General features: G+C 49.4%; 1 protein-coding gene. It reads left to right on the top strand.

Translation table 11 applies throughout. From position 1 onward, the window contains the following. On the top strand, nucleotides 1-7,716 hold a 7,716-nt coding region (locus ACIFQM_RS23935; protein WP_430066284.1), incomplete at both ends, for an amino acid adenylation domain-containing protein.

Below are 7,716 nucleotides of genomic sequence, written 5' to 3'. Positions count from 1 at the left end.
GGAGGAAGATATTGGGCGAATCGTACAAGCGGTCAAGGATAGCGTGAACGAGCTGCGCAAAGGGGGATTTTTACCGGACACGCCCCCGAATGGAAACGGCCCGGGTCTGGATAAGCAACCTGTACCCATATCCGCATTTCCAGAAACGGTGACATGGAGCGCTCAGGAAAGCATGATTGCGCTGACTCTGGATCAAAAACAGCTTTGGTTCGCCTCTGTCTCGGAACGAAGTGACTCTCAATCCTTACACGAAACCGCCTTACTAAGGTTTCGTGGTCCACTACAACAGGAGATTTTCACCGAGGTTATCCGTAACATTGTGAGCCGCCACGAAGCACTACGTACCTTCATAAGCGCTGATGGGGAGACACAGGTGGTTGCTTCTGTGATGAACATCGAAGTTCCGCTGCATGATTTCTCGGGCTACCCTTCGGATGAACAGGAACAGCATATCCAAACGTGGATGAGAGAAGACAGCACCGTTCCGTTTTCTTTCACGTCGGATGAGCCGCTATTTCGTGTTCAATTGCTGAAAACATCGGAGCAGGAGCATCTGGGTGTGTTTACCTTCCATCATTTGATTGCCGATGGCTGGTCGATGGGCGTATTCATGCAAGAGCTGGAATACTTCTATTCCGCACGGGTTCGGCACGAAACTGTTACCTTACCTGATCCGGTAGCTTTTCGGGATTATGTCGCTTGGCAGCAAGTTCAGCTGAGGACAGGGGGAGGGGAAGCCGTTGCTTTTTGGTCGGCTGTACTGGAAAAGTCTTTGCCTGTACTAGAACTGCCTTCTCCAGTGCGTGGAACACAGTCTCCATCCTCCAACGGAAGTAGACATACCGTTATTCTCGAAGCACCGCTCGTCAAACAGTTAAGAACAACCAGCATAAAGCTCGGCAGCAGTTTATTCATCACCCTGTTATCGGTATTTCAAATTTTTCTGCATCGCCTGACAGGACAGAAAGAAGTAACCGTCAGCGTGCCTACGGCGGGACAATCTCATATGGATGCCTTCTCTCTGATTGGTAATTGTGTCAACTTGCTTCCAGTCATTGGCGAAGTGCGTCCTGATGTTACTTTTAGTGAATATACGCAAGTGATCAAAAAGCGAATGCATGAACTGGAGGCTTACCAAAAATACAGCTTTGCCGGATTGGCTCAACAGGGCCTAAAGCATTTACCTGTGATGAATGTTGTATTCAATATGGATCGGCCGATTCCGCGTTTTCAATTTCAGCAACTGGATGTAGAAGTGCTTGAAAACGAAGTGACTTTCAGCAAATACGAGCTTTTTTTGAATGTTACGGAGGTACAGAAGCAATTACGTCTGGATTTTGACTTTAATACGGATCTCTTTGAAGAAGACACGATTAAAGAATGGTCTAAATACTTCATCCATCTGCTGCATTCCATTGTGGTGGACGAGGGAAGTCGTATTTCCTCACTGTCTTTACTTCGTGGCCCGGAAAAGGAGCAGCTTCTGGCTACTTGGGCTGCGAGCGCCGATATCCACGGTAATTATCCTTGCGTTCTGGATGCATACAAGCAGCCAGCTCCCGCCGGAACAGAGGGGGAAGTGTATCAGGCCTCGACAGGCGCAGGTCTGTTGGGTACGACACGCGAATGGGCTTACGTCAAAAGCGGAGGCAAGCTACAACACATCGGTCATTTAAATCGGATGATCCAGATTCGCGGGCATCAGGTCAATCTGGAACAATTGGAGAAACACCTGCTGCAAACGTTTCAATTGGAGGCCTGCGTCATTACGCCACAAACGGACGTAGCTGGAGAAGTCTCTTATGTAGCTGCTTATGTGGTGGCAAGTGCATCAGCTCCTTGGGAAGAAGCCGAATTGAAGCAAATTGTGAATGAAACATTTCCGGATTATACGCAGCCCCGTTTTTGGATTTCAATGGATCGTATTCCTCTTCTGCCCGATGGACAGACAGATCTACAGGCTCTGCCGGAACCGGGACACTCCAGTATTTTTACGCCAAAAGGTGCTGGCTCTGAGGTGCATGGCGTAGAGGATGGACTCGTGACCATTTGGAAAGACGTTTTGAATATACATGAAGTTAGCCGTCATGATAACTTTTTTCAACTGGGTGGGGATTCGTTAAAAGCGACGGTCATTCTGTCCAGAGTGAGCAAAGAGTTGGGTGTTCAGATTCCACTCGTTCATATTTTTGAGTTGCAAACGATCGCTGAGTTGGCTACCTATGTGGCTGGAGGAACAAAACAGGTGTATGAACCGATTGTACCAGTAGCATCCCAACCCTTTTATCCAGTCTCTTCATCCCAAAAAAGGATGTACGTACTGGATCAATTGGGTGGTGGAACGGCCTACCATGTATCCGGTCAGCTTTATATAGAGGGTAAACTGGAGGTTTCCCGATTTATTGAGGCCGTCAAGGAAGTTGTTTTACGTCATGATTCCTTCCGGACATATTTTGAGCTGGAAGACGGGGAGGTTGTACAAAAAGTTCGAGATTCGATCCTGTTTGACATCCCGTTCTCCCGTATCTCCAAAGAAGAAGCAACACAGGCGCAAGCCTTGTTTGTTCAGCCTTTTGACTTGGGAACAGCACCTTTATTCCGAGCTGAGCTGTTCGAAGTTATTGAGGGCGGCTTCGTGCTGCTAGTCGATATGCATCATATTATTGCGGACGGTTTTTCCATGGCTGTGCTGCTGGATGAGATCATTCGCCGTTATCAGGGGAGACAGCTTGCCCCGATTAAGCTTCATTACAAGGACTTTGTCGCTTGGCATAAGGAGCAAATCAAGGGTAGCGAACTACAAGCAGATGAATCGTTCTGGCTCGAATCCTTGAATGGCGAGCTTCCTGTACTGAACATGCCTACGGACTTTCCGCGTCCGCAAGCCCAAAGCTTTGAAGGAGATAGCTTTACAGTCATGTTGGAACCTGAAATGATCAATGCACTCTACAAGCTGGCCCAAGATACCGAATCAACGATCTTCATGGTACTTTTGGCGGCGTATAACGTTCTGCTGAGCAAATATTCGGGACAAGAGGATATTATCGTGGGTTCTCCTGTTGCTGGAAGACGGCATGCAGATACACAAGCAATGATTGGCCTATTTGTGAATACACTCGTTTTCCGTAACCAGCCTCAAGCGGCTCTAACATTTCAATCCTTTTTGCAGGAAGTCAAGCGAACCTCGCTGCTGGCGTTGGAGCATCAGGACTATCCGTTTGACGAGCTGGTAGACAAGCTGGAGCTGGTTCGCGATTTAAGCCGAAATCCGGTGTTCGATACGATGTTTAGTTTACAAAATGTTGGCACAGATGTTTTGGAGGCCAGAGGCATTCGTTTCAAACCGGAAGAATTGAACGCTGGCATATCGAAGGTAGATTTTTCATTACATGTGACTGAAGAAAAAGATTGCTTATCTTTCACTTGGGAGTATGGCACGAAGCTGTTTAAGCCGGAGACGATCCAGCGGCTGGCGAAGCATTTTGTACGAATTTTGGAGACAGTGACGCAGGATGTTGGGGTGACTTTGGCTGGTATTGATATCGTATCCGATGAAGAGAAGCATTTGCTTGTATCCGGGTTCAACGATACAGCCGTACTTTTCCCGTGGAGTGAAACTCTGCATGGGCAATTTGAAGAACAGGTTGCCAAGACGCCAGAGCGTGTGGCATTGGTGTTCGGGGAACAACACCTGACCTATCGGGAGCTGAACGAGCGTGCCAATCGACTGGCTCGTACACTACGTATTCACGGTGTGACGACAGACCGATTGGTTGGTCTAATGATGGAGCGCTCGGTAGATATGATCGTGGGCATTTTCGGCATTTTAAAGGCCGGGGGTGCGTATGTGCCAATCGACCCGATGTACCCAGAAGAGCGTATCCGCTATATGCTGGACGACTCGGGAGCAGAGCTACTACTGACGCAAAGCCACTTGGTTGAAATCGTAGCCTTCGACGGTAAAGTGCTGGTGTTGGACGGGGAGCAGGCCACGAATGCAGAATCACAGGCGGATACGCAGAGCGAGACGATTCAGGAGCACCAGATTAACACCTCTTTGTATCATGAGGACGGCTCCAATCTGGAACCGATGTCCAGCCCGAACGATCTGGCCTACATGATTTACACCTCAGGAACGACCGGGCAGCCGAAAGGGGTCATGATTGAACAAAGTAACGTTAGCAATCTGATTCATGCTTTAGCTGAGCGTGTGTACAGCCGCTATGACCAGCCTTTGCACGTAGCGTGGCTGTCGGCGTATGTGTTTGATGCCTCGGTACAACAAATTTTTGCAAGTCTGCTATTGGGCCATGCACTGCACGTAGTTGCACGTGATGTCAGTCTGAACGGTGAACAGCTTATCGCTTACTATCGAGAGCATCAGATCGACCTGTCAGACGGCACACCAGCGCATTTGTACATTTTGAGCGAAACAGCCACGGCAACGGAAGCACCTGGAGTGAAGCATTTTCTGATCGGGGGCGAGGCCTTGTCGGTACAACTGGTGAACGGATTTTTGCATAAATGGTTCGATTATCAGCCTGTAATCACGAATGTGTATGGCCCGACTGAAACGACGGTAGATGTCACCGCTTATACAATTGAAAACGCAGAAGACCTGAACGTTCTTTCAGATAAAGGGGTACACACCGTTTCCATCGGAACTCCGTTGGCCAACCAATCCGTATACATTCTGGATGCGCAGCACCAACTGGTGCCGATGGGTGTTGCTGGTGAACTGTATATCGGCGGGGCTGGTGTAGGACGCGGTTATCTAAACTTGCCAGACCTGACGGCAGAGAAATTTATCCCGAATCCGTACGTCGAAACAGAGTCCCGACTAGCTCAAGGATCGCTGGTAACTCGTGTCAACCGAATGTACCGGACGGGTGACCTTGCGAGATGGTTGCCGGATGGCACGATTGAGTGCTTGGGCCGAATCGACCAACAGGTGAAGATTCGGGGGTACCGGATTGAATTGGGTGAGGTTGAGGCGCATTTGCTAAAGGTAGCGGCTGTGCAAGAGGTCATTGTGCTGGCTCATGCGGACGAGCAGAGGCAGCATCAACTCGTTGCTTACTATGTAGCGGAATGGGAAGTGAGTGCCAGCGAATTGCGTGGCTTATTGGGCAAGGAGCTTCCGAGTTACATGGTGCCTTCGTACTTTGTACAGCTGGAGCACATGCCGCTGACACCAAACGGCAAAATTGACCGCAAGGCGCTGCCTGTACCGGACGGAAGTCTGCAAACGGGTGCGGATTATATCGCACCGCGTTCGTGGGTGGAATCGAAGCTGGTGCAAGTCTGGCAGGAAGTGCTGGGCCTGGAGCAAGTCGGCGTGAAAGAAAACTTTTTCGAAATTGGCGGACACTCATTACGTGCGACCACATTGGTCTCGAAGGTTCACAAAGAACTGAACAAATCACTTCCGCTGCGCAACATTTTTGAAGCCCCGACGATTGAACAGCTGGCGGTGGTTATTGAAAATCTCGATCAGGTGGAGTATGCGTCCATTCCGGTAACGGAAGTACGTAACTTCTACCCGCTGTCCTCGGCGCAAAAACGGATGTATGTTCTGCAACAGCTCGATCCCAATGATGTGAACTACAACATGCCCGCCATGTTCCAGGTAAGCGGCCCGTTGGATGTAGAACGGATGGAAGAAGTATTCCAGCAGTTGATCTCCCGTCATGCGACCCTTCGTACTCGCTTTGAAATGGTAAATAGCGAACCGATGCAGCAGATTCAGGATACCGTATCGTTCAAGGTGGAGTATGCGAAGGTGTCGGCAGGGGAAGTACAAGAATGGGTTCAACGATTTGTGCGTCCATTTGATCTGCAAGCCGCTCCGCTGCTGCGGGTAGCCTTGATCGATTTGTGCGTACAGGGAATAGAAGAAAAGCCACAGTATCTGCTGATGCTTGACATGCACCATATTATCTCAGACGGTGTGTCTGCAGGAGTGTTGACCCGCGAATTTGCTCGCCTGTACAGCGGTGAAGAACTGCCACCGCTACGGATACAATACAAAGACTATGCCGTATGGCAGGAAAGTAAAACACAGCAAGATTGGATGAAACATCAGGAAGCATACTGGCTGGGTACATTTAGAGGTAATCTGCCTGTACTGAACTTGCCAACCGACTTTACACGTCCTGCAGTACGAAGCACGGCAGGCGATACGGTGGTATTCGGTCTGGAACGCGAAGTCAGCGAGCGTTTGAAAGAACTGGCAGCACAGACAGGTTCGACGCTGTACATGGTGCTGCTGGCAGCCTATACAGCGCTGCTGCATCAGTATACAGGACAGGAAGACATCATCGTCGGCACCCCGATTGCGGGACGTCCGCATGTGGATCTGGAGCCGATCATCGGGATGTTTGTTGGTACGCTGGCTATGCGCAATTATCCAACCGCAGCGCTAACGTTCCGCCACTACGTGGAGGACGTGAAAACCCGGGCCTTGCAAGCCTATGAGCATCAGGACTATCCATTTGAGGAACTAGTGGAAAAGCTGAACGTGAATCGAGATATGAGCCGCAATCCACTGTTCGACACGATGTTTGTGCTGCAAAACACCGAAGAAAGTGAGCTGAGACTAGCAGATATCAGCTTCTGTCCATTCAGTATGGAACAGGCTCCGGCGAAGTTTGACCTGATGCTGGAAGCCAGCGAGAAGGAAGAAGGTATTCAATTCGGATTAGAGTATGCAACTGCACTGTATGAGCGCGAAACCATCGAGCAGATTACGCGCCACTTCGTACGGTTGGCTGGAGCTATTGCGATGAATCCAGATACGACGCTGGGTGAGCTGGAATGGATCACTACAGAAGAAACAGTACCTGTACTGAAAATCCATCAAGACCGTCAAAAGGCTTCTCGTTACTGGGGGGCATATTTGGAGGGGGATACGGAGCCGTCCCATTTGCCTCAGGCTAAAATGCAGAGTAAGGAGAAATATCAGGCAAAGCACCTTGATTTTGATCTGGGTGTGGGTCTGACAATCCAGATTCAGCAGATCGCTGAGCGTCATCAGGTGACTATAAATACACTGATACAGAGCGTTTGGGGCATATTGCTACAAAAATATAATGGCACGGATGATGTCGTGTTTGGAAGTGTGGTTTCCGAGCGTGCGATGGACGTTTCACAGGTAGGGCAAATCATTGACCAGCACATAAATACGGTACCTGTACGGATCAATAGTCATGAGGAAAGCCTGTTCTCGGAAGTGATGAAGCAAATCGAGAAGCAGTCTGTATCTGTCCATGCGCATGTCTCGTATTCGCTGGATGAAATTCAAGCATTGTTGGAGCTTAAGCAGGATTTGATCAACCATATACTCATTTTTGCAAATGATTCAGTAGAGGAAGAGATTGAGCAAGTGGGTAGCGTTGGAGAAGCTAGTTTCTATGACTTTAATCTGGTGGTACAGCCGGGGAAAGCCATTCACATGAGCTTTAATTACAACGCACTAGTCTTTGAACGCACAAGTATAGAACAAATTCAGGGACATCTGGTGCAACTGCTGAAGGAAGTGGTGGCGAACCCAGATATTCCTGTACGTGAGCTTGATGTAGTAACCAAGCAAGAACGCGAGCAAATTCTTGGCGTATGGGGAGATACCGCAGCGGACTGTCCGAGCGAGCAGACGATTCATGGCTTGTTTGAAGCACAAGCGGCGCAGACCCCGGAGCAGGCAGCATTGTTCTTCGA

It is taken from the genome of Paenibacillus sp. NRS-1782 (assembly GCF_050467685.1).
GTDB classification, from domain to species: Bacteria; Bacillota; Bacilli; order Paenibacillales; family Paenibacillaceae; genus Paenibacillus; species Paenibacillus terrae_A.
This window is presented reverse-complemented; position numbering and strand designations above follow the sequence as displayed.